Origin of the sequence: Obesumbacterium proteus, from assembly GCF_001586165.1 — a bacterium.
GTDB classification, from domain to species: domain Bacteria; phylum Pseudomonadota; class Gammaproteobacteria; order Enterobacterales; family Enterobacteriaceae; genus Hafnia; species Hafnia protea.
The window spans coordinates 3371232-3393582 of sequence record NZ_CP014608.1 but is presented as its reverse complement, the minus strand read 5'-3'; the positions used below and the strand labels follow the sequence as shown (position 1 = coordinate 3393582).

The 22351-nt window shown below is 47.8% G+C and carries 23 protein-coding genes and 2 pseudogenes; 14 read left to right on the top strand and 11 right to left on the bottom strand.

Translation table 11 applies throughout. The annotated features are described in order from the left end of the window. Window positions 1-7 precede the first annotated feature (7 nt). The 6 genes from rsxG (at window position 8) to DSM2777_RS16160 (ending at window position 5891) form a co-directional block, all read left to right on the top strand. Entirely contained in the window at window positions 8-649 is a 642-nt protein-coding gene (gene rsxG / locus DSM2777_RS16185; protein ID WP_043493258.1) for an electron transport complex subunit RsxG, read from the top strand. After that, window positions 649-1347 (top strand): electron transport complex subunit E, encoded by a 699-nt coding sequence (locus DSM2777_RS16180; protein ID WP_043493259.1) that lies wholly within the window; start codon window positions 649-651, stop codon window positions 1345-1347. The genes rsxG and DSM2777_RS16180 overlap by 1 nt, the downstream gene beginning before the upstream one ends. After that, entirely contained in the window at window positions 1344-1985 is a 642-nt protein-coding gene (gene nth / locus DSM2777_RS16175) for an endonuclease III (protein WP_025801047.1), read from the top strand. Before DSM2777_RS16180 ends, nth begins: the two co-directional genes overlap by 4 nt. A 613-nt stretch (window positions 1986-2598) precedes the next feature. Next, on the top strand, window positions 2599-4110 hold the full coding sequence (gene dtpA, locus DSM2777_RS16170; protein WP_046457073.1) for a dipeptide/tripeptide permease DtpA: 1512 nt from the start codon (window positions 2599-2601) through the stop codon (window positions 4108-4110). 185 nt (window positions 4111-4295) lie between these two features. Beyond that, window positions 4296-4901: a glutathione transferase GstA gene (gene gstA / locus DSM2777_RS16165; RefSeq protein WP_061554541.1), complete on the top strand. Its 606-nt coding sequence runs from the start codon at window positions 4296-4298 to the stop codon at window positions 4899-4901. Between the two features lie 654 nt (window positions 4902-5555). Further along, the gene (locus tag DSM2777_RS16160; RefSeq protein ID WP_061554540.1) at window positions 5556-5891 is read left to right on the top strand and encodes a hypothetical protein; all 336 of its coding nucleotides are present in this window, start codon (window positions 5556-5558) and stop codon (window positions 5889-5891) included. Window positions 5892-5958: 67 nt separating this feature from the next. Here the strand turns inward: DSM2777_RS16160 and DSM2777_RS16155 are convergent, their stop codons facing one another. Beyond that, window positions 5959-6837: a TIR domain-containing protein gene (locus tag DSM2777_RS16155; protein WP_061554539.1), complete on the bottom strand. Its 879-nt coding sequence runs from the start codon at window positions 6835-6837 to the stop codon at window positions 5959-5961. Between the two features lie 14 nt (window positions 6838-6851). Beyond that, window positions 6852-7283, bottom strand: a complete 432-nt coding sequence (locus tag DSM2777_RS16150; protein ID WP_061554538.1) for a hypothetical protein — start codon at window positions 7281-7283, stop codon at window positions 6852-6854. Window positions 7284-7976: 693 nt separating this feature from the next. Here DSM2777_RS16150 and DSM2777_RS16145 point away from each other — a divergent pair. Next, window positions 7977-8174: a hypothetical protein gene (locus DSM2777_RS16145; RefSeq protein WP_061554537.1), complete on the top strand. Its 198-nt coding sequence runs from the start codon at window positions 7977-7979 to the stop codon at window positions 8172-8174. A gap of 183 nt (window positions 8175-8357) precedes the next feature. On the opposite strand, the gene DSM2777_RS16140 is transcribed toward DSM2777_RS16145, so the two are convergent. Beyond that, window positions 8358-10073: a hypothetical protein gene (locus DSM2777_RS16140; protein WP_174521856.1), complete on the bottom strand. Its 1716-nt coding sequence runs from the start codon at window positions 10071-10073 to the stop codon at window positions 8358-8360. Then, window positions 10073-10333, bottom strand: a pseudogene (locus DSM2777_RS16135) (baseplate complex protein); the annotation flags it as partial. The gene DSM2777_RS16140 and the pseudogene DSM2777_RS16135, both read right to left, overlap by 1 nt. Here DSM2777_RS16135 and DSM2777_RS23870 point away from each other — a divergent pair. Further along, window positions 10332-10544, top strand: a pseudogene (locus DSM2777_RS23870) (tyrosine-type recombinase/integrase); the annotation flags it as partial. The pseudogenes DSM2777_RS16135 and DSM2777_RS23870 sit on opposite strands and share 2 nt — an antisense overlap. A gap of 107 nt (window positions 10545-10651) precedes the next feature. Here DSM2777_RS23870 and cynR read toward each other — a convergent pair. Continuing rightward, the gene (cynR, locus tag DSM2777_RS16130; protein ID WP_061554536.1) at window positions 10652-11542 is read right to left on the bottom strand and encodes a transcriptional regulator CynR; all 891 of its coding nucleotides are present in this window, start codon (window positions 11540-11542) and stop codon (window positions 10652-10654) included. A gap of 107 nt (window positions 11543-11649) precedes the next feature. Between cynR and DSM2777_RS16125 the strand changes: the two genes are divergently transcribed. Beyond that, complete coding sequence (locus DSM2777_RS16125) at window positions 11650-12312, top strand: carbonic anhydrase (protein ID WP_061554535.1); 663 nt, start codon at window positions 11650-11652, stop codon at window positions 12310-12312. A gap of 25 nt (window positions 12313-12337) precedes the next feature. Then, on the top strand, window positions 12338-12808 hold the full coding sequence (gene cynS, locus DSM2777_RS16120) for a cyanase (protein ID WP_046457064.1): 471 nt from the start codon (window positions 12338-12340) through the stop codon (window positions 12806-12808). 81 nt (window positions 12809-12889) lie between these two features. On the opposite strand, the gene pdxY is transcribed toward cynS, so the two are convergent. The 5 genes from pdxY to anmK all read right to left on the bottom strand — a co-directional run bounded on the left by pdxY (window position 12890) and on the right by anmK (window position 17670). Continuing rightward, window positions 12890-13750, bottom strand: coding sequence for a pyridoxal kinase PdxY (pdxY, locus tag DSM2777_RS16115; RefSeq protein WP_061554534.1), 861 nt, complete (start codon window positions 13748-13750; stop codon window positions 12890-12892). 97 nt (window positions 13751-13847) lie between these two features. Further along, the gene (tyrS, locus tag DSM2777_RS16110; protein ID WP_061554533.1) at window positions 13848-15122 is read right to left on the bottom strand and encodes a tyrosine--tRNA ligase; all 1275 of its coding nucleotides are present in this window, start codon (window positions 15120-15122) and stop codon (window positions 13848-13850) included. Window positions 15123-15251: 129 nt separating this feature from the next. Next, window positions 15252-15905 carry a pyridoxamine 5'-phosphate oxidase gene (gene pdxH, locus DSM2777_RS16105; RefSeq protein ID WP_040044902.1) on the bottom strand — a complete coding sequence of 218 codons (654 nt, stop codon included), beginning with the start codon at window positions 15903-15905 and terminating at the stop codon, window positions 15252-15254. Between the two features lie 301 nt (window positions 15906-16206). Continuing rightward, window positions 16207-16515 (bottom strand): MliC family protein, encoded by a 309-nt coding sequence (locus DSM2777_RS16100; protein ID WP_061554532.1) that lies wholly within the window; start codon window positions 16513-16515, stop codon window positions 16207-16209. Window positions 16516-16554: 39 nt separating this feature from the next. Next, window positions 16555-17670 carry an anhydro-N-acetylmuramic acid kinase gene (gene anmK / locus DSM2777_RS16095; RefSeq protein WP_046457061.1) on the bottom strand — a complete coding sequence of 372 codons (1116 nt, stop codon included), beginning with the start codon at window positions 17668-17670 and terminating at the stop codon, window positions 16555-16557. 373 nt (window positions 17671-18043) lie between these two features. On the opposite strand from anmK, the gene DSM2777_RS16090 reads away from it, so the two are divergent. Continuing rightward, entirely contained in the window at window positions 18044-18514 is a 471-nt protein-coding gene (locus DSM2777_RS16090) for an outer membrane lipoprotein (protein ID WP_025801058.1), read from the top strand. A 93-nt stretch (window positions 18515-18607) separates the two neighbouring features. Here the strand turns inward: DSM2777_RS16090 and slyA are convergent, their stop codons facing one another. Beyond that, a complete protein-coding gene (gene slyA / locus DSM2777_RS16085) occupies window positions 18608-19039 on the bottom strand; it encodes a transcriptional regulator SlyA (RefSeq protein ID WP_025801059.1) in 432 nt (143 codons plus the stop codon). Between the two features lie 175 nt (window positions 19040-19214). On the opposite strand from slyA, the gene DSM2777_RS16080 reads away from it, so the two are divergent. The 3 genes from DSM2777_RS16080 to DSM2777_RS16070 are packed head-to-tail and all read left to right on the top strand — an operon-like array spanning window position 19215 to window position 22349. Continuing rightward, window positions 19215-19451 carry a DUF1656 domain-containing protein gene (locus DSM2777_RS16080; RefSeq protein WP_046457060.1) on the top strand — a complete coding sequence of 79 codons (237 nt, stop codon included), beginning with the start codon at window positions 19215-19217 and terminating at the stop codon, window positions 19449-19451. 6 nt (window positions 19452-19457) lie between these two features. After that, window positions 19458-20318: an efflux RND transporter periplasmic adaptor subunit gene (locus tag DSM2777_RS16075; protein ID WP_046457059.1), complete on the top strand. Its 861-nt coding sequence runs from the start codon at window positions 19458-19460 to the stop codon at window positions 20316-20318. Window positions 20319-20330: 12 nt separating this feature from the next. Continuing rightward, window positions 20331-22349, top strand: coding sequence for an FUSC family protein (locus DSM2777_RS16070; protein ID WP_061554531.1), 2019 nt, complete (start codon window positions 20331-20333; stop codon window positions 22347-22349). Window positions 22350-22351 lie beyond the last annotated feature (2 nt).

Here is a 22351-nt window from a genome sequence, read left to right as displayed (position 1 = left end):
AATCGCTATGCTTTCTACTATGCGCCGCCATGGCACCACGCTTGCGTTGTTTGCCGTATTAGCCACAGGTCTGACGGCGGTGGTGAATGAATTAACCAAAGACACCATTGCTCATCAGGCCGAACTGCAACAGAAACAATTGTTTGATCAGGTTCTGCCAACCGAAATGTATAACAACGAGCTTCAACATGAATGTTACGTTGTCACGGATAAGCGTCTTGGGTCTGCTGCCCCGCACCATTTATATCTGGCGCGGAAAGATGGCGTACCGGTGGCTGCCGCAGTGGAGTCCACAGCGCCCGATGGCTATTCCGGTGCGATTCAATTGCTGGTTGCCGCTGACTTTTCCGGTAAGGTGTTGGGCGTTCGCGTTTTAGAGCACCATGAAACGCCCGGTCTTGGGGATAAAATTGATGCCCGAATTTCTGACTGGATTAACAGCTTCCGCAATCAAACCGTTCACGGTGATAATGACCCACGCTGGTTTGTGAAAAAAGACGGCGGCATGTTTGATCAGTTTACCGGTGCCACCATTACGCCACGCGCAGTCGTTAATGAAGTACGCCATACGGCCGTTTTCTTACAGGAAAACCGCGAGCGTATTGAATCCATGCCACGTTGCCAAATAACCGCAGGAGAAAGTAACTGATGAGTGAAGCCAAAACGCTGCTGGCAAATGGCCTGTGGAAGAATAACTCTGCGCTGGTTCAGCTGCTCGGTTTGTGCCCTTTGTTGGCGGTGTCATCCACCGCAACCAACGCGCTGGGTCTGGGGTTGGCAACCACATTAGTGCTAGTTTTCACCAACAGCGCCGTTTCTGCCCTGCGCCGCTGGGTTCCGCACGAGATCCGTATTCCAATTTATGTGATGATCATCGCCTCGGTGGTGAGCACTGTGCAAATGCTGATCAACGCCTACGCCTTTGGGCTTTATCAGTCACTGGGGATTTTCATCCCGCTGATCGTGACCAACTGTATCGTGATTGGTCGCGCTGAAGCTTACGCGGCGAAAAATCCGGTAGGGCTTTCGGCGATCGATGGTTTAGCCATGGGGCTGGGCGCAACCTGCGCGCTGTTCGTATTGGGTTCGCTACGTGAAATCTGCGGTAACGGTACGTTGTTTGACGGTGCCGATTTGTTGTTGGGGTCTTGGGCTAAATCGTTACGCATTGAAATCTTCCACACTGATACGCCATTCCTACTGGCGATGCTGCCACCCGGTGCATTCTTGGGCCTAGGATTTTTGTTGGCGCTGAAGTATGTTATTGATCAGAAAATGAAAGCACGTCAGGCAGCGCGTCAAACGGTTGCTCCGACTCTCGATAATGGAAGTGAACGAGCATTATGAATCAGGAAAAGCGCACGCTGATCCTCAAGCGGCTACAAGAGAATAATCCTCATCCCACCACTGAACTGGCCTACAGCTCAAATTTCGAGTTGCTGATTTCCGTGCTGCTATCGGCGCAGGCTACCGATGTGAGCGTAAACAAAGCAACGGCGTTGTTATATCCGGTGGCAAATACTCCAGCGGCGCTGCTTGAGCTGGGCGTTGATGGCATCAAGCAGTACATCAAAACTATTGGTTTGTATAATAGCAAAGCAGAAAATATCGTTAAGACCTGCCGGATCCTGCTCGATGAGCATAATGGTGAAGTGCCAGAAAACCGTGCGGCACTTGAAGCTCTGCCCGGTGTTGGTCGCAAAACAGCCAACGTGGTGCTCAATACCGCCTTTGGTTGGCCAACAATTGCCGTAGATACGCATATATTTCGCGTGTGTAACCGTACCGGTTTTGCTCCGGGAAAAAACGTTGATGAAGTCGAAGCCAAGCTGTTAAAAGTCGTCCCGAAAGAGTTTAAGCTTGATTGTCATCACTGGTTAATTTTGCACGGCCGTTACACCTGTATCGCGCGCAAACCGCGCTGTGGCTCATGCATCATCGAAGATCTGTGTGAGTTTAAAGAGAAAGTTTATCCCGAATCCTAGTCAAACTGAGACATAATGCGCAGGCATATCTTGCGCATTATTAACACCACGTTCCTTCCATCCGTTTCAAATATCTTTCTATAAAACCCTCATCAACCGTGATCGCGTTCGCTGTTTTTCACAATAAGTGTGAAAAGGCGTCACAGCGCGGAGATCAAGGGTTTTCGTTGTCATTTTTTTGAAATAGATCACATTTATCAGGTCACGGAAAATAACCATTTTCATACAAAATGTGAATTTTTTGGATAATTATGCACATAAACGGTTATGCATTATTATTACAATGGCATTTTTATAGAAAGCAGTCGATCACACTGGATATCTTTACAATAGAAGAATATATAACGCAAAGCGCTCTGATTAGGATTTAATCAAAACATTAATTTGGGAAAGAGCGAAAACACAATGCTTCACTCTGCATAACATTTGTAACAACTCGCGGATGTTCTGCATAGTGTTTATGTAACAGAATATTTCATAGGTATTGTCAGACTGCATCATATAGTGAACATTAACCCTCGATCTTCCCACTTATAACAATGCAAAAGGATGCTCCCCGCATCACTCTTTGTTTCCCTGTCACTGATGGGGTATGAAAAAATTCGAGGTATTTGTGTCAACCGCAAACAACAACAGTAATAAGGCCGATGAGAGCGTTAGCCTAAACGCCTTTAAACAGCCTAGAGCTTTCTACCTGATTTTCTCCATCGAACTATGGGAACGTTTTGGTTACTACGGCCTTCAGGGCATCATGGCCGTTTATCTGGTCAAAATGCTTGGAATGACCGAGGCTGACTCGATCACCCTGTTCTCTTCCTTCAGCGCACTGGTCTATGGCTTCGTTGCTATCGGTGGCTGGTTAGGCGATAAAGTTCTTGGTGCCAAACGCGTTATCGTGCTCGGTGCATTAGTCCTCGCCGTAGGTTATGCCTTGGTTGCCTTCTCAGGCCACGACATCACGTGGGTCTACGCAGGTATGGCAACTATCGCCGTAGGTAACGGCTTGTTCAAAGCCAACCCATCTTCTCTGCTGTCAACTTGCTATGAGAAAAACGATCCGCGTTTGGACGGTGCATTTACTATGTACTATATGTCCATCAACATCGGTTCCTTCTTCTCTATGCTGGCAACCCCTTGGTTGGCCGCAAAGTATGGCTGGAACGTCGCATTCTCACTGAGCGTTGTGGGTATGCTGATCACGCTGGTTAACTTCATGATGTGCCGTCGTTGGGTTAAGAACCAAGGTTCTAAACCTGACTTTGAGCCTCTGAAATTTAATAAGCTGCTGATGACCTTAGTGGGTATCGTGGCGCTGATTTGTGTTTCTTACTGGCTTCTGCACAACCAAACCGTTGCTCGTTGGGCGCTGGCAGTGATTTCTCTGGGTATCGTTCTGGTATTCGCTAAAGAGACTTTCTCCCTGCACGGCTCTGCTCGTCGCAAGATGATCGTTGCTTTCCTGCTGATGCTGGAAGCCGTTGTCTTCTTCGTTCTGTACAGCCAGATGCCAACGTCTCTGAACTTCTTCGCAATTCACAACGTTGAGCACTCTATTCTGGGTATCGCGTTTGAGCCAGAGCAGTATCAGGCACTGAACCCATTCTGGATCATGGTCGCAAGCCCAATTCTGGCTGCGGTGTATAACAAGATGGGTGACCGTCTGCCAATGCCGCACAAGTTCGCTATCGGTATGGTTCTGTGTTCTGGCGCATTCTTAGTGCTGCCATGGGGCGCAACCTTCGCTAACGAGCAAGGTATCATGTCTGTAAACTGGCTGATCCTGAGCTACGCGCTGCAAAGTATCGGTGAGCTGATGATTTCTGGCCTGGGTCTGGCAATGGTTGCACAGTTGGTTCCACAGCGTCTGATGGGCTTCATCATGGGCTCTTGGTTCCTGACTACCGCTGCCGCTGCGCTGATTGCAGGTAAAGTTGCTGCGCTGACCGCTGTTCCTTCTGACGTACCAGACGCTCATGCGTCACTAGCTATCTACAGCCACGTGTTTATGCAGATTGGTATCGTTACGGCTGTTATCGCCGTACTGATGATGCTGACCGCGCCTAAACTGAATCGTATGACTCAGAGCAGCGATGAAGAAGCCGCTCGCGAAGCTGCGACCGCTTAATCACTTCAGGTTATGATGATGAAAAGCGCCCTCATGGGCGCTTTTTTTTATCTGCGAGCATCCACAAAAATACATAAACCAGTCACTGACAATTATTCATTGTCGCCGTAATATGGTTTCTCGCTAGGTATATCGATACCCCTCTCGGGGATATCAATGTCTCAGGATCGTCTAAGGAGTGTTTGATGAAACTGTTTTACAAAGCCGGAGCTTGTTCTCTCTCTCCGCACATTGTTCTGCGTGAGGCTGGGCTAGACTTTACGATTGAGCGCGTCGATCTTGCCACTAAAAAGACCGAGCACGGTGAAGACTTCCTGAAGATTAACCCAAAAGGCCAAGTACCTGCCCTGCAGTTAGATGACGGAAGCCTGTTAACCGAAGGCGTTGCCATTGTGCAATATCTGGCTGACAAGGTGCCAGACCGTAACCTGATCGCACCGGCTGGCTCACTGGCTCGCTATCATGCAATTGAGTGGCTGAACTATATTGCGACCGAGTTACACAAAGGCTTTAGCCCGCTGTTTAACCCGAAAACTCCTGAAGAATATAAAGCCATCGCACGTCAGAAACTGGAACAGCAGTTCGCCTACCTCAATGGTGTACTGAGCAATCAAAGCTATCTGCTGGGCGCGCGCTTTAGCGTCGCCGATGCCTATCTGTTCACCGTGTTAGGCTGGGCTAAAGCTTTGCATTTCGATCTGCCAGCCTATCCAAACATTGTCAGCTATGTTGCACGCGTGGCTGCTCGCCCTGCCGTTGACGCTGCGCTGACGGCTGAAGGTTTGAAGTAATCTTTATCCGCATTGCCCAAAAGGCCCTTACGCAGGCTTATTTTTTTCACTTAACACAATGAAATAAAAGGATTTATTTCAACAAACGCCCACGTAACGACCACATCAGTAACTAAAATCCCGCACTAGCGGGATTTTTACGAACATAGAAGAGAGTTTCAATCATGGAAATCCCCTATCCTTCAGAACAGGAATTGAAAGATTTTTTAATCTTGCTTTATGCTCAGTCACAAGCAGAACAACAACTAAAAGAGCATAATAAAAAAAAACAGTAACCCAGTAGACGAGTTTCAAGAACGGCTGAAAAAGGTCACACCAGAGCTTTTTGCAGAATATCTCGCATCGAAAGGAATTGAGCAAAAGTGTCAGATGTGCCGCCATGAAAAGTTTGCTGTCCCAGAAAGTGGCGTTCTGATAAGAAGTGCACTCCCAGAAAACTACTTATCTTTTTACCAGATGACGAAAAAAGCAAATCATTCGACAAGATAGTCCGCACTTTTGTCACACCAATAACATTGGGTTCAGATAAATTCAGTGACATCCTACATAAAACTTATTTCCCCACTCATTGTATGAACTGTGGCTATCTAAATCTCTATCGTGCTCGTTCGGTACTGAACTGGATTGATAACAAAAATAAAGAGGCTCGAGAGGATGCGTGATAAACTTAAGGAAGAGACAGTGGTCAATCTTGACTCATACCGAGAAAGAGAATTGCCCAAAATCACTCCTTTTGGCGGTGGTAGTAGAGGTGGCGGAATGGCTGAAGATTTAGAGCAAAGAGTAAAAAAACTTGAAGAGGACGTTACGGAAATCCGCGTTAACATCGCAACCTTAACTACCCGCTCCGAAAATTTTGCAACTAAATCTGATATTTCAGATTTACGTACAACAATGCAGAAAGAGTTACGCAATCAGACTTTTGCATTCTGCACTATTTTACTTGCCGCCGTAGCCGCCGTTACTGGTATTATTTCCTACCTCAAATAAACTAAGAGTAAACGCCCAGTTTATCTGGGCGCTTACCACTTACAAATATTAAAATATGCGAGCTAGGTTAGCTCTTGCGAACAGCTACGTTATAAATAGCATCTAGATTTCTGAATATATCACTATTAGTAAATTTTGGAGTGATATCGCAGTGTCCATTTTCAAGTTTAATTTGACATGGAATAGATTTCGCTCTATCTCGTATTTTTTCCAACATTTCTGATGTTACTTTATGCATATGATCCATACCAAGCGGAAATGAAAAACGTACACTTTTTCTAACCTCAGTACCGACTATACTATCAAACACTATATCGGATGACGCTGATTCCAACATCAATTTTGGACGTCTGGCGTGAGGTTTTTTCTCTAGCATAGAACTCAGTAATATTTCAGTAAATATCCATGGCGAGCTTGTTTTAAACCCATCTTTCACATCATTAACCGAATTTGCAGTATTAATAAAGAAAAGAGAGTCTGCAGAATCAATCATTTTTATTAACGCAGATGATAATATCAAATTAAGGCTACCAGCCAGCTTGTTACATTCCTCATATTGATAGGTATTTTCTTTACCTTCAATAGGGTTAAACTTCTTATTCAGCTCCAACATGGCATCATCTAAATACCCCCAAACCTCTGAGTCTATAAAGGATTTTATGCCAAACTTCTTATATAAGAAGTTTGCCAAAGCAACTGCTTTTTGTTTATCTTGATGACTATGTGATATAAAAACATGAGCATTAGTTTTAGGAAACCAATTTTCAATAAAATCATCATAGTCCACCTCACCAATCAATTCGCCACCATTTTTTTTAGTTGTGGCATTGGTAATTTTCAATACAGGATTTTCCAATTTCAACTTAGGATCCAATTCTTGATTATACTTGGAATCTGTAATCAAAAATGAATTGTTATTAATATCAAAGTCGAGCGCATAAAGCATATCATAATCCTTTACTAAGACATTGCAAAAAAAGCAATAATAATCACAAATAATGGTATGTGGAATGACAGAATAGTTCTGGAAAATAGTGATTCCGTATATTTCAACGTCTCAACATTTTCTAATTCTTTGTATTGCGTCGGGTTAACCCTAAAAAAGTTGACACCTTCATCATCGAATTTCTTTTCAGACAAAATATTATACACTTTTCTGAATATTCTTTCTTGCTGTAAGTAATAAGCGTCAAGAAGGAAAAAAGAAATTGAAGTTACTATCAACGCCCAAAAAATAGCGCTTCCATAATGGGTGACATCTTTCTTTAAAGCAATAACCCCTATAAATATAGTCAAATCCCAACCTTTAATATAAAAAGAATTAGATGCCATTCTAGATATAATTGACTGAAGAAACCCTAAACCCGCAATTTTTGCATCTAGATTATTCATACAAGCCTCTATAAATCACATCAAACTGTTACTTATAGCATAAATGATGTCCTGTACAACGAAGAAAATAAAATTTCCCAATCTACCTCCAAGCACATTGACATAATGAGAAGATTAATTATTTTATATGCAACATTTAGAATGTTATTAATTTATAATAAGTAGCACTTACTACCTTAACATCTCCTTAGCCTTACACCCAAAATGCCTAATTGCAGTAATTTGATGCGGTCATCGGAAAACCGTCACACCCAATAAATTCAGTAAGTTATAAAACAGAGTTGTGATGATTTAAGACCGTCACACTGTGATGCTGTTGTGATAGTTTTTTGATGGTTTTCAATACTACTATTTACTTATATATATCATATAGATAGATACTATTTTTAAATCTTGTGACGGTTGTGACGGTTTTCCGATGGCCCCCTCAATTTTTGAAAAAATCAGAATCGGTCAGAAATCGCCCTGATTTGTTGGTGATTTTGTATATCTATCTGTTAATGACTTGAACACTGGAGCGTATACGTTAATGCAGGTATGGCGATGGTTCATGCTGTGCAAAGTATTTCAGTTCCGCATTTCACTGCTATTCCGCGCAAGAGCACGTCAGTTAAGGCCTGGACACTTCCACGCACTGACCTGATCTCGCTGTGACCGTTACGTAATAAGTCACGTAATCGCTGTTAACCCCGCATGAAACCCGGCATCGGCATTGTTCACCCACAGCCGGTCATCGCACAAAAACTGAAATCCTTGAAATCTGTTTCACACATTTCAGTTGGCGAAGTACCGCCAAAGCCCCAGCGCTGGCGCGGTCTGGCGATGTGTTTTGTACCACCGGGAAAACTGAAATCATTCTCAACACGAAAACCGCAGGCGGGTGCGGTGTAGCACCGTTTTCGTCACTTCCGCCGTTATTTCGTCGCGGCAGGCTGCGTCAGCGCCTTGCTGCGCTTCTGAAGTTAATCAGGTTGGGATGAACGGGTGCAGATAATTGCGGCGCTCAGAATGCGTCTGGTGAGGTCTGGGAATGGGCACAAAAAAGCCCGCATTATGCGCGGGCTGATGGGATGGTCAGGCGATTATTTTCTGGTACTTACTTCGGGTCTGTCCGGCCTTCTCCGCCGTCTGTGTGAATGCGCCGGCATTGGTTGGCGTACCAACGCTGGGGTGTGAATGGCTCGCACACTGCTGCGCCAGCTCTGCCAGTAAATCAATGGTGTCCAGCATCATGGTCAGCGTGTTCACGCTCTCACTGCCAATATGGACGGTTGGTCCCATAATCTGCTGGCCGCCCGATGCCACAGATTTACGTAATGCAGCAATCTTTTCAGTCAGGGTTCCCCCCACATCAACATCCACGGCACCGGCACCGGCACCGGCCACTTTCGTGGATTGTTTGCCGGTAATATCGGTTTCGTCATTCCCCCCAATACTGGCCAGCCTGTTGCCCTTCACAGCCTGGCTATAATCGCCGGCACTGACATGCTGTATGGCTCCGGCCATCAGGGTGGCGGTACCCAGTACCATGGTCTTATCGGTGGCTTTGACCGTGGTTTCACGGCTGACCAGCTCACGCCGTTCCGTATCGGCTTTGACCGTACGCGCCATCGATGTCTCACTGATGGTCTGATCTGTCTGCCTCACCCAGTCGCCCGCCTGGGTAACTCGTTGCGACACTTCCGCCCGCTGTTGTTGCAGCTGCTCACCGGGTTTAACATCCGGCAGACTGGTGCCATCCGGTAATGTCTGCCGGATAAACGGTTTATCCGGGCGTCCTCCGGTAAATGCAACTTCAACCAGCGTCCCTTCAGGCGGAAACTGGAACATACCAGAATCATTACCGGCCATAGGTACCGGCAGCGGCACCGCAGAATAAACAGGCGTCTGGTTATCCGGGTTGCCGTCTGCGTCAAGCAGCTGCACATCAACGGCATAGCGCGGCCGGAACGGATCGGCAAAATTACCACTTTTCACGGCCTCGCTGGGTGCCACCACTCTGGCCAGCTTTGGCAGATGCAGCCCGGAAGTCAGTTCCGGGTAATGGCTTTCAATCTGGCGCTGTGCCGGTGTTTTCTGTAATGGCTGACCAGTTGCGCGGTTTCTGGGTGTCCAGATGACAACCATTGTGTCATTGGTCAGATGAACTTTGGTCACGCGCTCCCCGTTCAGCTCCACACCCGGCCGCAGACTCTGGATCACTGGCAACGTCATGGAATTACCGCCAGCCGCCCCCTGGCTGAACTCTGCCGGGATATCGACCGGACGACCGGCAAACATCGCTTTTTCCGCACCGCCCACATACAGGGAACCATCCGGCAGCTGGTACCAGATGTAATCCGGGATACTGAACGCCCTGCCCAGATTATTCAGCAGCTGATAACCCGTGCCGTTATGGGTGAAATGGGGGATCGGTTTATCGGTGTAAGGGGCATCCGGCACACTGACCACAATGCCGCTGTTTTCCTCCAGCCAGCTGGCTACCTTGCACAAAGTGGGATGCTGAAATGAACATGACCACATCCTCTCAAATACGCCGACCAGTTCGCGCACAAACAGGCGCTGAAAACCGTTTTCGGCAGGTTGTGCGCGTTCCACGTAGCCGGTAAACCAGCGCAAAAGAAGATCGGAGTATCCCACATCCAGTCGCACCAGTTTCCCGGTGTAATCCGTGGGTGTCTGTGCAGTGATAAATCCCCGGCCGCAGCTGTTCAGCTCCAGTACCAGGCTGGCATCCGCCAGGTGAACTTCATCCGTTGAAAGGTACAGGCGTTTAACTGGTTTCATCATTAACCCAAAGCATCATTGACGGGTTTCAGCACCCGTTGTTCAAACCACGTCAGTTTTTCTTCATCTTCCCCGGCACTCTGGCCACCAGGCTGTCCCGCATTACCGGCCGTCTGTTTTTTGGCTGACGTTTTGCCTGTTGCCCGGGCTTCCCGCTTTTCCTGCACACTGATATGTTCTGCCAGCGTAAACGTGACCAGCCAGGCCATTTTCCCGTCCTGCTGAGGGGCATCAAGTGTCCCGCTGAATGTCGCCTCGCGAAAACACGCATTGCGTCACAGTTTTGCTACCCACTTTATGATTAACGGCGGGAGTATCATCACCTTGCAGAGAATACTGGGGCATTCACGGATAGAGCAGACAATGGTCTATGCACACTTTGCCCCGGAGTATCTTCAGGATGCTATTTCACTCAATCCGCTACGTGGTGGTGTTGACTCCCAGAGTGTCCACACAGTGTCCACAGTAGGGTAGTTTATTATGGCTTTCAGTGGTCTTGCGTGCCGCGCAAACCCGCATTGCACCGCTGAAAGCCCATGTTACCTACCCTGAAAAACGCCCTTAATGGGCCTTTTTCATTTCTAATCAATCTTATCCTGCATAAATTCGTCGTTCATAAGTGACTTAAAGGCATGGCTTGCCGCGCTGATATAATGTGTTTTATGCAGCAATAAGGCTGCCGTGCGCTCGGGTAACGAGGGCACCAAACTGATGGCGTGCATTTCAGCTTGTTTTTCAATGATAGCCTGAGGTAACACAGAGACTAATTCGCTGCTTTTAACCAGATCCAGAATCGTACTAATGGAGTTGGCTTCAATGGCCAAATGCGGTTTTAGCTGATGCTGGTCAAAATAGTGGTCAATGTAGGCGCGCGTGGCGAAGTCCTGACTCAATAGCGCCATCGGCACCGCCGAGATCTCATCCAGCGTCATTTTTTCTTTGCTGTATAGCGGGCTATTTTCCCCCACGGCCACGGCCAGTACTTCAGAAAATAGAGGATGATAATCGATATGCTCAGCGTGGGGAGAAACAAACGCCAAGCCGAGATCCAACTCATTTTCCTGCAAGTCTTTTTCTAACTGCTCCTGCGAGAGCTCACGCAGATGCAGCTTAATGTTGGGATATAGCTGATAAAAGCGTTTAAACAACGGGCCGATCAAATAGGCGCTAAACGTGGGCGTAAAGCCAACTCGTAAACTTCCTCGGCTTAAATCCTGCACATCATGGATCGCTCGATACCCCATTTCTAGCTCATTCAGCGCCCGACGCGCGTGTTCAAGGTAGACCTCTCCCACGTCGGTTGGACGCACGATCCGGTGTGAACGGTCGAGCAAAGCGACGCCCAATTGCTCCTCTAACTGCTTAATTTTTTGCGAGAGCGCGGGTTGAGAAAGACAGACCTCTTCCGACGCTCGGGTGAAATTTCGATGTTTAACAACGGAAAGAAGAGCACGGAGATTGCGAAGGAACATAACACCTACTATTCAAAAAAATTATACAAAGTATAAAAAATGGCACTTAGACATTATAGAGAAATAACCGCATTCTTGCTGCACGTTTTAGCACGCAGGAAAATATCATGCAGAACATCATCAAAGGCTTTTTAAAATTTCAGCAGGAATGCTTCCCGCAGCGTACCAAGCTGTTCAAAGATCTGGCGAATAGCCAGAGCCCAAGCGTCCTGTTCATTACCTGTTCCGACAGCCGTGTTGTGCCGGAATTCCTGACTCAGCAGGAGCCAGGCAATCTTTTCGTTATTCGCAACGCGGGTAATCTGGTTCCCTCCTACGGCCCAGAAGTCGGCGGGGTTTCAGCTAGCGTCGAGTACGCGGTAGCCGCTTTAGGCGTAACCGATATTGTAATCTGCGGACATTCCGACTGCGGAGCCATGACGGCAATTAACCAAGGTATTTGTTTAGACCACATGCCGATGGTGTCTCAATGGCTGAAACATGCCGATGCTGCCAAACTGGTCAATGCAACCCGTTTCTATGCGTCCGAAGCCGAGAGCTTGAATGGCATGGTGCAGGCTAACGTTGTGGCACAACTTTCCAACCTAAAAACACATCCTTCGGTGGCGGTCGCCATCGAGCAAGAACGACTCAACCTGCACGGCTGGGTCTATGACATTGAGAGCGGAGAAATGCTGACCCTTGTGGGGGAAAGTAAACAATTCGTTTCTCTGAGCGAAAACCCTTACGCATGCGCCTTAGCATCACACCGCGCGGCTAACGCTGCCTAATTCATTCACTATTTCGGAGAAAATTATGACTCAAACACTAACGACTCAAAACGCACGTATCGCCCTTACCGAAACCATTATTATGGCCAAAATGGCGAAGAACTTATCTTGGCAGGATCTGGCCGACGGTACGGATATGAGTATTGCCTTCGTCACCGCAGCCTTATTAGGCCAGCATCCATTGCCGGAACATGCCGCACAAAAAATCGTAAAACAGCTCGAGCTGTCAGAAGATGCCGCTTTGTTGCTACAGGCGATACCATTGCGCGGTTCTATCCCTCAGGGCATCCCAACCGATCCAACCATTTATCGTTTCTACGAAATGCTGCAGGTTTATGGCACCACGTTGAAAGCACTGGTACACGAACAGTTCGGCGATGGCATCATCAGCGCCATCAACTTCAAGCTGGATATTAAGAAAGTGGAAGATCCTGACGGTGGTTCACGCGCAGTGATCACCTTTGACGGGAAATATTTGCCAACCAAACCATTCTAATTTTAGGCAAATAAAAAATCCCCTTGCCGCCATGTTTGGCCGCAGGGGGATTAATTTTGTAACGCAATATTCAGCTATTTTTTACAGCGCAACGGCTGCAAACTGGTGCACCGGCTGAGCGATCAGATCCTGAGCGGCTACAACTTGCAGCTCATATTCGCCCATTTCTTTGGTGGTCAGCATCACTTCATAGACTGCTGCGGTCACATGTTCTAAGGCTTTCTTCAGCGGTTCGCCTTTCAGCATGTTCACCAGCAGCAAACCACTGGTTAAATCACCCACGCCAACCGGCTGACGAGCGCCAAAATCGACCAGCGGACGGCTGATATGCCATGCTTCATCGGCGGTAACTAAGATCATTTCAAAACGATCTTTGTGATAACCGGCGTAGGACAAATGTTTGACCAGTACCACTTTCGGCCCGCGAACAATGACGCTACGAGCAGAAACCAGCGCTTCTTCTACGCTGTTAATGGTATGTCCGGTCAGCTGTTCCAGCTCCAACAAGTTAGGTGCCATAATATCACTGCTGGCGACGGCATCACGCGCAAAGAACTCCGCTACGCCCGGCGCAACGATACACCCTTTTTCTGGGTGCCCCATCACTGGGTCGCAGAAATACCAAGCATTTGGGTTAGCTGCTTTGACCTTGCGTACAATATCCAAAATATGTCCGCCCTGTTCTGGCGAACCAATATACCCACTCAATACGGCATCGCAGTTTTTCAGCTGATCGATGTCTGCAATTCCCTGCACAATTTCCGTCAAATGATTGGCTGGCATCACACAGCCAGTCCAGTGACCGTACTGGGTATGATTTGAAAACTGAACGGTGTTCAGTGGCCAGACATTTACGCCCATACGACGCATAGGAAACTCAGCTGCGCTGTTTCCTGCATGACCAAAAACCACATGAGATTGAATAGATAGGATATTTTTCATGGATGCGACCTACTTCACTGTCGCTCTCGACAGCGGGTTATTCATATTAAGGGGAAAATAAGGGGGACCTGAGTCCCCCTTTTATTGCATCCGTGGCTTATTTCCAGCAAATCAGGCAGTAATTCTTTTTACCGCGACGCAATAAAGTAAAGCGTCCGAACAGACGGTCAGCATCGCTGAAGGTATATTCCGGATCAGACTGTTTTTCACCATTGATGGTAATTGCATTCGACGCGATAGTTTTACGCGCCTGACCACGAGAAGGCTGTAGCTCGGAATCCACCAGCGCCTGCTGTAAATCAGCATCACGCGCCAGTTCAACCATTGGCATACCGTCCTGCGCCAGCTGAGCAAAGTCAGCTTCGGTCATTTCGCTCAATGCACCAGAGAACAGGCTCTGAGTAATACGTTTTGCAGCGGCTAATCCTTCTTCGCCGTGAACCATACGGGTCACCAGCTCAGCCAGCACGTATTGTGCACGCGGCGCTTTGCCGCTGTTTTTGTCTTCTTCTTCCAGCGCGTCGATTTCCTTCAGATCCATAAAGGTGAAGAATTTCAGGAAGCGATACACGTCCGCATCGGCGGTGTTGATCCAGAATTGGTAGAATTTGTATGGGCTGGTTTTCTTCGGATCCAGCCACACTGCGCCACCTTCGGTTTTACCGAATTTGGTGCCATCAGCTTTGGTGATCAACGGAACGGTTAAGCCCCAAACCTGTTTCTGATGCAGACGACGAGTTAAATCGATACCTGAAGTGATGTTCCCCCACTGGTCAGAACCACCGATTTGCAGTTCTACGCCGTGCAGTTCATTCAGGCTCGCAAAGTCGTAACCTTGCAGCAGGTTGTAGGAGAACTCGGTGAACGAGATACCGACATCATCACGGTTCAAGCGCTGTTTTACCGCTTCTTTGTTGATCATCTGATTAACAGAGAAGTGTTTACCGATATCACGCAGGAAGGTCAGCACGTTCATATTGCCGAACCAATCGTAGTTGTTGGCTGCAATCGCGCTGTTTTCGCCACAGTCGAAGTCGAGGAACGGTGCAACCTGATGGCGGATTTTATCTACCCACTCGTGCACGGTATCCTGCGTATTCAGTTTACGCTCGGTGGCTTTAAAGCTTGGGTCACCGATAAGTCCAGTCGCGCCGCCAACCAAAGCAACAGGTTTGTGGCCTTCTAGCTGGAAACGTTTCAAGCACAGCAACGGAACCAGATGGCCCAAGTGCAAGCTGTCAGCGGTCGGATCGAAACCGCAATACAGTGCTAGTGGCCCTTGCGCCAGTCGCTCTGCCAACGCTTCTTCATCCGTTACCTGGGCAATGAGGCCCCGCTCTTGCAGTTGTTTAATCAGGTTGCTGCTCGCCATTAAAGACTCCATTAGATTTTAATTTACTACCGCGCGTTCCATACGAGTGATAGTTCGTGCGGGTGATAAGCCCTATAGAATAAAGGGGTCACGCCCATCGCGCTAGATTTAACTGGTGTTTTTCGCTGATTAAGGCGCCAACCGGTCAATTTCCCACGCATCGCCTTGGCGTTGATAAATAAAACGGTCGTGTAAGCGATTTTCTCGCCCCTGCCAGAACTCCATCGAGTTAATTTTTACGCGGTATCCGCCCCAGAAGCTCGGCAATGGAATTTCACCTTGTAAGAATTTCTGTTTCAGCTCGAGGAACTTGCCTTCCAAGATGCCACGCGTCGAAATGCGCGATGATTGGTGAGATACCCACGCTGCGATTTGGCTGTCTTTCGGCCGACTGTGGAAATATTTCATCACTTCTAACGTCGATAGCTTTTCTGCCGTGCCTAATACGCTGACTTGGCGATCGAGCATATGCCACGGGAAATGTAGGCTTATATGCGGGTTTTCTTCCAGCTGTTGCGCCTTGCGGCTGCCCAGATTGGTGTAGAACACCATTCCTTGCTGGTCAAAATGCTTGAGTAACACAATACGCTGATACGGTTGGCCATTTTTGTCTACCGTCGCCACGCACATGGCCGTGGGATCGGCTAAGCGTGCCTCACAGGCTTGTTTCAACCAACGCTCAAACATCTCCAGCGGATCGTCCGTCAGATCGCTTCGGCGCAGTCCACCGCGTACATATTCACGACGCAGATCGGCAACATCAAACTCGTTGTTTTCACTCATATTCAGCAGTCCGTCACAAGTCCAGAACGCTATTCTGCTCCCGTGGCGGGATAATCTCAATTCACTCACGGCTATCGTTGTCGCTACATTAGCCATTATTGAGGGAGAAAGGAGGCCTACGCGTAAACCGCCTCTCAATCTGAAGACGGCAGAAGTTATCTATTACACTGAATTAAAAGTGGTTTTTTATAACACTAGGAAATTTGCAGACAGGCGGTGACAGTACACCGCATGTTATAGGGACAGTCATCATACGCAAGGGATAAGACGGTTGGGGCCGCTGAGGCAGCCCCAGAAAGGATTAAGATTTCAGCACACAGTCGTTAATAATGATTTGATCGTTGCGTTCGATAAACGCGGTATTGCCTTTAGACCAGAAGGTGTACTTGCCGTTGCTGTAGCGCGCACCGGAAGCAGAAACGACCTGAGGCAACGTCAATTGGTTGCCATCCATGATGAAACTGACCTGATCCTTTTGGTTATCCACGGTTACGGTCAACGACGTGGTGCCACACTGGTAGCTCAACGCCTCAGGTGCAGCTTCTTTATGCGCGGTCTGACAGCCTGCCAGTAATAAAATCGCACCTGCGGCGCAGATAGATTTGAACATGAACGTTCTCCCATTGTATTTTTAAATTGGATAACAAAATCAAATAGCGTGATTGGCCGGATAGATAGCGCCAAGAACGGTTTCCTGCGAAGCTCCGGTGACGGAAGGCAAGTTACCGGGTAAACCGGACAAAGTACGGTAAGCCAGCCATGCAAAGGCCAACGCCTCCATATCATCGCCGCTCACGCCATAGGCGTCAGTACTACAAACTTCAGTTCCCGCCAGCAACGCCGCCATACGGCTCATAATAAGCGGGTTTCTCGCCCCGCCGCCGCATACCAACAAGCGTTCACAGCCGCCCGCCAGTTGAACCTGATCGCAAATGCTGATTGCGGTGAGTTCCACCAGAGTTGCCTGTACATCTACGGCAGCAATCGGTGGGAATTGAGCCAGTTGCTGTTCCAGCCATCCTAAATTAAACAGCTCTCGCCCCGTGCTTTTCGGTGCCGGACGCGCAAAATAAGGCGCCGCCAAAAGATGTTTTAGTAATGGCTGATTCACCGAACCTTGTTTTGCCCACGCTGCATCTTCGTCATAAGCCTTGCCGTGATTACGCCAAATCCAAGCATCTAGCAGCATATTGCCGGGGCCGGTATCAAATCCTCTAACCGGTAACCCCGGTAAAAGCAGGGAAAGATTGGCAATGCCGCCAATATTAAGCACCATGCGTCGCTCTACCGGATGTGTGAGTAGTGCATGGTGGAACGCGGGCACTAACGGCGCGCCCTGCCCACCATAAGCCATGTCACGACGGCGAAAATCGCCAACGGTTGTAATTGCCGTGAGTGCGGCCACGCGGTTATTGTCGCCTAACTGCATGGTAAAAGGATTCTCGCCTTCGGGCTGATGCCAAACGGTTTGCCCGTGGCAGCCAATGGCCGTAATGTCTTGCGGCGTGAGCGAAGCTTGCTTTAATAACTGGTTAATCGCCTCTGCATAGAGGCTCCCCATTTGTCGGTCTAATTCACCGACCTGCGCGAGCGTCACCGCCTGCCCTTGGCACATGCCTAAAATGGATTCTTTTACGGCCATGGGTATCGGATGAGAATATCTGCTTTGCTGTGCAACCATCCGCTCATCAATAGCGGCAATGACAACGTCGATCCCGTCAAGGCTGGTTCCTGACATCACGCCAATGTACCGTCCCGATCTCATTTCATCGTCCTTATTTATTTTCGTTAGTTGAAATTAGCCTCTTAAAACACTAAACGGAACCGGATTTATCTAATTTCCGTGTCAATATCATAAACATTACTGACCTTTCTTGACGTAATATTTTCTTCGCGAACGATTCGTCGACTGTCAAAATGCAGTAAAATAGTCATAGAGTTGGTGATTATTTAAACCGACAAAACTTAAACGGTCGTTTATTGTTGGTTGAGTCAATCATCTGTATGCTACAGCGATACAGGCATTGGTATAGGCAACAGTTTGTTTATAGCCAACCTTTTAGAGTAAACACACAGCCGTAACGACAGGCAAAAAAACAAGCCCGCGCGTAGAAGGCTAGAATGGAAGGAACATTGTTATGATTAAGCGTCTTATTGTTATCGCTCTTGCCGGCGCTTCATTGGCTGGTTGTGCTAACACCAGCACATTATCTGGTGACGTTTATACTGCGGGTCAGGCTAAAGAAGTTCAGCAGGTTACTTACGGTAGCATCGTGTCAATTCAGCCGGTTCGTATTCAGGCAGGCAACGATAGCAACGTCATTGGCTCTATCGGTGGCGCGGTCTTAGGTGGTTTCTTAGGGAACACCGTGGGTGGCGGTACAGGTCGTAGCTTGGCAACAGCGGCTGGCGCAGTTGCGGGTGGTTTAGCCGGTAACAGTATTGAAGGTGCCGTTAACCGTACCGATGGCGTGCAGTTAGTGGTTCGCAAAGACGATGGCAAAACGATTGCCGTGGTGCAGAAAAACGGCAGCAAACCGTTTGCAGTGGGTCAGCGCGTCATGTTGCTGTCTAGCGGCAGCAGCGTCAGCGTCTCAGCGACTAACTAAGCCTGAATTGCTTAGCTAAACGAGATCACGAAACCGGAGGCAATGCCTCCGGTTTTTTTTGGGTTTGCTGTTAGTAATAAAAAATAATTATAATTATTTGTTTTGTAAGTGAATTATGTTTTGTTCCAGACGCTCAACTAAGCTAGTCAGCAGTGTCACTTCTTCTGGCGAAATGCCAGATAAGATCTCACCACGAGTCATCGTGATAACGTCATTAACTTCCTTGATAATTGGTGCAGCTTCTTCCGTCAACTTAATGCGTTTAGCGCGGCGATCGTTTGCACAGGTATGGCGTGTAATTAAGCCCTTCTCTTCAAGCTGGTCCAACGTGCGAACTAACGAAGGCTGCTCAATGCCGATAGCTTTAGCCAGTTGGATCTGAGACTGCTCCGGCGGCAAACGATTAATATTGTATAGAGTGACCCAATGCGTTTGTGTCAATTCAAGCGGCTTCAAACGCTGGTCAATTAACGCTCTCCATACACGAACTAATCGTGCTAAATCCGAGCCTAGTGTCGATTCCAATTTACTCTCCTTATAATTAGCATGCTAAGATACTCACCCAGAGTAGCTACTAGTTTGGTTCTCAATCGTAAAAATTTCAAATGTATATCTATATTCCCCAGAAAATAATCTATGCTTATGGACAATTAACAACTATGTTACCTATAAATCTCTTAATGGATCGGGAGTGGTAAACATGGACATCCTTTCATCATCGCAAGGTTCGCCGTTGCCAGATCTGATATTAGGCGCGTCGCTCTATTTTCCGCCTATTTTTAAAGCTGTTTTACTCGGTATTGTTTTCTGGTTGCTTATTCATCGTTTATTTCGCGATGTGATTTACTCTGGCGATATTTGGCATCCGACGCTAATGGATTTGTCAATTTTCGTCATCTGTGTAAGCACCAGTCTTTGGCTATTAACCAGTTGGTAAAATAATATGAAACAGAACACATTACGCTACTTCTCAACGGTTATAGTTTGTGCAATTGCAATCACCGCTGGCTGGTGGGCTTGGAATTATTATATGCAATCACCTTGGACTCGAGATGGTAAAGTCCGTGCCGAGCTCGTCAATATTACACCAGAAGTATCGGGAAAAATAATTAAAGTAAATATCAGCGATAACCAACAGGTAAAACAGGGTGAACTGTTATTTGCCCTAGACCCGACGCCGTTCGAAATTGCCCTAAGTAATGCCAATGCCGCCATGGCCAAAGCGGAGTCAGATCTGGCCAAAGCCAACCATGAAGCGACTCGCCGTAGCAACCTACCGCGCAACGTTATCTCTGCAGAAGATCTCGACGAAGCACAACTGAATGCGCAGGCAATGAAAGCTAATTATAAATCCGCGCAATCTAATTTGGAACAGGCGCAGTGGAATTTACACCACACAAATATTTATGCTCCGGTCAGCGGGTTTATAACTAATTTACAAACCCGCGTGGGAAATTATGCCTCTATTGGCTCACCGCTCGTAGCTCTTATTGATATTAATTCGTTTTATGTGATGGGTTATTTCGAAGAAACTAAACTCAAACATATAAACATCGGAAATAACGTGGATATAACTCTGTATAACGGAAATATTCCATTACAGGGACGCGTAGAAAGTATTGGTCGCGCAATTTATGACCAAAGCGTCGAAAGCAGCGATAATATGCTGCTTAATGTAAAACCGAACGTACCTTGGGTTCGCTTGGCTCAACGGGTACCGATCCGAATTAAGCTTGAGAATGTTCCTAAAGATGTTTTGCTGGTTGCGGGAACCACCTGCACAATTTCTGTTCGCAGCCATTAACAGGACAGTCTTGTGAATTTATCTTGGCTAGATTGGCGTAATACCCCGTGGGCAAAAGCCAACGCAGGACAATGGCGTTACGCGCTGCGCAACGCTATCGCAATGTGTTTGGCGCTCTGGGTCGCTTTTTTATTGGATCTGGATGAGCCCTATTGGGCGTTTACGTCTGCCGCCGTGGTCAGTTTTCCCACCGTTGGCGGAGTTATCAGTAAAAGTATTGGTCGTATCGCTGGGAGTTTGCTTGGCGCGGCGGCGTCGGTTCTGATTGCCGGACAATGCCTTAATGACCCTTGGCTGTTTACCTTTTATATCGCGGCCTGGATTGCAGTATGCACCTATGTCTCGAATCATTATCAAAATAACGTCGCCTATGCTTTTGCTTTAGCGGGTTATACCGCGGCCATCATTGCCTTCTCAACGGCTGAATCTACCGACAGCATGCAAATTTTTGATATTGCGCAAGCGCGTGTCTGTGAGGTCATCACCGGTTTGCTGTGCGGCGCGTTTATGATGATGATCCTGCCGAGCACTTCAGACGGAACGAACCTGCTAACGTCACTGCGCCGCATGCATCAGCGCCTACTCGAACACGCTGCCATGCTGTGGCATCCAGAAACCACGCCGGAAATGCGCGCATCGCACGAAGGATTAATTGGCCAAATCCTGACCATGAATATTCTCCGTATTCAGGCTTTCTGGAGTAATCATCGACTGCGTAGCCGTAACAATGTGCTTAACTTTCTGCTACACCGGCAACTGCGGTTAACCAGCGTAATTTCCAGCATTCGTCGGATGTTAGTGAATTGGCCCGATCGCCCAGAGGTCTTGCAAGACGTATTACAAGACATCATAAAAGAACTGCAGGATCCTGAGACAAATAAATATCGCTTAGCCAAAATTCTCAGCCGCATTTACCCACAGGATCCAAGTGACTATCGGCTACGCACATTCTATCTGCGTCTTCGCTATTTCTGCTGGCTTTATCTGCAAGGTAGCCGCTGGATACGCCACGTCGAAAACTCAACGCCAGAAGATAGTTTTTCACCGCCAAAGGTTCACAGCATCGCGCGGCACACGGATAGCATGGAGTCCGCCTATAACGCGCTACGCACCTTCGTGGTTATCATCATCGGCTGCGCGTTCTGGATGAACACCCAATGGGATGAAGGCGCAGGCGCATTGACCATTACGGCAATAACCTGTGTGCTGTATTCCACCTCCGCCTCCCCGATGACCAGCCTAACCACCTTATTTAAAGCGATGGTGCTGCTGTCCATTGGCTGCTACTTAGCAAAATTTGGTTTGATGATTCAAATCGATGATTTCTGGGTATTCTGTGCCTTCTTATTGCCTGTGTTACTCACTATGCAGCTCCTCAAGTTGCAAAACCCAAAAACCGCGGCGCTGTGGGGACAAGTGATTGTCTTTATGGGATCGTTTTTGCTGGTGACCAACCCGCCTGAATATGATTACGGCAGCTTCGTCAACGATAACGTCGCGAAGATTTGTGGTGTTTTGCTGGCCGCCGTGGCGTTTCAGATTTTGCGTCCAAGCTCTGATAAACGCAAAAGCCGCCGAATTATTCGTGCTCTACGCCTAGATTTCATGGATCAGATAAGCCGTCGCCCTCAACAGGATGAAAGTCAGTTCGAGTCACGGATTTATCATCGCATCAGCCAGCTCAATCAAAGCAAAGATGAACTGTCGCGTGTTTGGGTACTGCGTTGGGGCGTAGTCTTACTCAACTGTAGCCACATTGTTTGGCAACTGCGTGAATGGCAGACGCGCTCCGATCCGCTGTCAGCGGTTCGCGACGTTTGTATTCACTGCTTAAAAGGGATTATGACGGAGAAAGGCGTTCAGCATGAATCGCTCGATGGAACCTTAGCCGAACTGTTAAGGATCAGCGATGTGCTCTCTCGCCATCCTGACCAAAGCGGCCGTGATTTAGCCGGTCTGGTGTGGCGCTTATATTGTTCTTTATCGCAGCTACAGCAAAGCGTGGTTCCGTCAGTGACAAGCAAGCCTTGAGC

What these genes read in the sequence shown, in the direction of transcription:
- rsxG (WP_043493258.1), top strand. Translation starts at nt 8, where the DNA reads ATGCTTTCTACTATGCGCCGCCATGGCACCACGCTTGCGTTGTTTGCC.
- tyrS (WP_061554533.1), bottom strand. Translation starts at nt 15,122, where the DNA reads ATGGCGAGCAGCAACCTGATTAAACAACTGCAAGAGCGGGGCCTCATT.
- DSM2777_RS16150 (WP_061554538.1), bottom strand. Translation starts at nt 7,283, where the DNA reads ATGAATAATCTAGATGCAAAAATTGCGGGTTTAGGGTTTCTTCAGTCA.
- DSM2777_RS16075 (WP_046457059.1), top strand. Translation starts at nt 19,458, where the DNA reads ATGAAACAGAACACATTACGCTACTTCTCAACGGTTATAGTTTGTGCA.
- DSM2777_RS16145 (WP_061554537.1), top strand. Translation starts at nt 7,977, where the DNA reads ATGAAACCCGGCATCGGCATTGTTCACCCACAGCCGGTCATCGCACAA.
- DSM2777_RS16080 (WP_046457060.1), top strand. Translation starts at nt 19,215, where the DNA reads ATGGACATCCTTTCATCATCGCAAGGTTCGCCGTTGCCAGATCTGATA.
- nth (WP_025801047.1), top strand. Translation starts at nt 1,344, where the DNA reads ATGAATCAGGAAAAGCGCACGCTGATCCTCAAGCGGCTACAAGAGAAT.
- DSM2777_RS16090 (WP_025801058.1), top strand. Translation starts at nt 18,044, where the DNA reads ATGATTAAGCGTCTTATTGTTATCGCTCTTGCCGGCGCTTCATTGGCT.
- DSM2777_RS16180 (WP_043493259.1), top strand. Translation starts at nt 649, where the DNA reads ATGAGTGAAGCCAAAACGCTGCTGGCAAATGGCCTGTGGAAGAATAAC.
- pdxY (WP_061554534.1), bottom strand. Translation starts at nt 13,750, where the DNA reads ATGAAAAATATCCTATCTATTCAATCTCATGTGGTTTTTGGTCATGCA.
- DSM2777_RS16140 (WP_174521856.1), bottom strand. Translation starts at nt 10,073, where the DNA reads ATGATGAAACCAGTTAAACGCCTGTACCTTTCAACGGATGAAGTTCAC.
- DSM2777_RS16160 (WP_061554540.1), top strand. Translation starts at nt 5,556, where the DNA reads ATGCGTGATAAACTTAAGGAAGAGACAGTGGTCAATCTTGACTCATAC.
- cynS (WP_046457064.1), top strand. Translation starts at nt 12,338, where the DNA reads ATGACTCAAACACTAACGACTCAAAACGCACGTATCGCCCTTACCGAA.
- cynR (WP_061554536.1), bottom strand. Translation starts at nt 11,542, where the DNA reads ATGTTCCTTCGCAATCTCCGTGCTCTTCTTTCCGTTGTTAAACATCGA.
- anmK (WP_046457061.1), bottom strand. Translation starts at nt 17,670, where the DNA reads ATGAGATCGGGACGGTACATTGGCGTGATGTCAGGAACCAGCCTTGAC.
- DSM2777_RS16155 (WP_061554539.1), bottom strand. Translation starts at nt 6,837, where the DNA reads ATGCTTTATGCGCTCGACTTTGATATTAATAACAATTCATTTTTGATT.
- gstA (WP_061554541.1), top strand. Translation starts at nt 4,296, where the DNA reads ATGAAACTGTTTTACAAAGCCGGAGCTTGTTCTCTCTCTCCGCACATT.
- DSM2777_RS16125 (WP_061554535.1), top strand. Translation starts at nt 11,650, where the DNA reads ATGCAGAACATCATCAAAGGCTTTTTAAAATTTCAGCAGGAATGCTTC.
- DSM2777_RS16100 (WP_061554532.1), bottom strand. Translation starts at nt 16,515, where the DNA reads ATGTTCAAATCTATCTGCGCCGCAGGTGCGATTTTATTACTGGCAGGC.
- pdxH (WP_040044902.1), bottom strand. Translation starts at nt 15,905, where the DNA reads ATGAGTGAAAACAACGAGTTTGATGTTGCCGATCTGCGTCGTGAATAT.